The organism is Butyrivibrio sp. INlla14 (assembly GCF_900102515.1).
Taxonomy (GTDB): Bacteria; Bacillota; Clostridia; order Lachnospirales; family Lachnospiraceae; genus Butyrivibrio.
This window is the reverse complement of sequence record NZ_FMVS01000078.1, coordinates 1-1,058: the sequence shown is the minus strand read 5'-3', so window position 1 is coordinate 1,058 and position 1,058 is coordinate 1. Positions and strand designations below refer to the sequence as shown.

Below are 1,058 nucleotides of genomic sequence, written 5' to 3'. Positions count from 1 at the left end.
AGATACTAATCATGCAAGAATTCTTGTTCAAGGAAGTTCCAGCGAATTAGACACGCTGTCTGCATAATTAGTTGCTTAGAATAAAGCTGAAGTTTAGTAATAAGTATTTAATGCAAATTTATTTTCTGCAAATAGATCTTTGACACATTAGTACAAACGCAATCGCTCCTTCAAAGCATCCTGTAATGTTTGAGAGAAGTTGATTCCTGCAGCAGTTGCGGCATCATTAAGCCATGCTGGAATAGATAAAGTCTTTTTTACAGCCATATTATTCAAAGTATGTCTATATGCTACTGTATCCACGCTGATCAAAGATGAAAACTCACCCCTCTTCATTTTCAACGATAAAATGTTAGATGGCATAGGAATCTCGCGCTTATTATCTTCATAGTGAACTAGCATAATTGCCAAAGCATCATTAGCCATTTTTAAAGCATCCGCCAAATCATCTCCCGAAGAAAAACACCCATTCACATCTGGAAATCGGACTGAAAAACCATTTTCTCCTTCTGGAGTAAAAATTGCTGGAAATATATATTTTGCCATTGTTGTTCCTCCTCGTCTTTATAAAAGTCCTGCTGCCCTAAGAATACTTTTGGCAGTTCCACTTGCCAGTTCTCTACTAGGGTGCCTTGGTATAGTAAACTCTATTCCATTGTCTGGATTAATCCAGATATCATGCTCAGCACCATGTCTTAATATATAACAATTTGTTTTTCTTTTTATTTTTCTGACTATCTCAGATACAGTTGCCATATTACTCCTTAATAGTATACGTAATTAATACGTATGTCAATTTCCTTAATCTTTTAGACAATCCACCAACCTATAGGGATCAAAGACATGCGTCTATTGCCAAAATAGCGCACTTAAAGAAAGGCACAGATAAGCCACATCTCGTGACAAGCGCGCAAAAGTAGTTCCCGCTACATATGTCGCTGCCGTCATCAATGGCACGTGCAAGGACTCTTAAGGATAATCCCTATAGGTCAAGTGTTTGAAGATACTAATCATGCAAGAATTCTTGTTCAAGGAAGTTCCAGCGAATTAGACACGCT

General features: G+C 37.4%; 2 protein-coding genes. Both read right to left on the bottom strand.

Features of this window, described 5'->3' with window-relative positions:
* Nucleotides 1-147 precede the first annotated feature (147 nt).
* Nucleotides 148-546, bottom strand: a complete 399-nt coding sequence (locus BLO53_RS18890) for a type II toxin-antitoxin system HicB family antitoxin (protein WP_092064301.1) — start codon at nt 544-546, stop codon at nt 148-150.
* 18 nt (nt 547-564) lie between these two features.
* Entirely contained in the window at nt 565-756 is a 192-nt protein-coding gene (locus BLO53_RS18885; RefSeq protein WP_092064298.1) for a type II toxin-antitoxin system HicA family toxin, read from the bottom strand.
* Between the last annotated feature and the right edge of the window lie 302 nt (nt 757-1,058).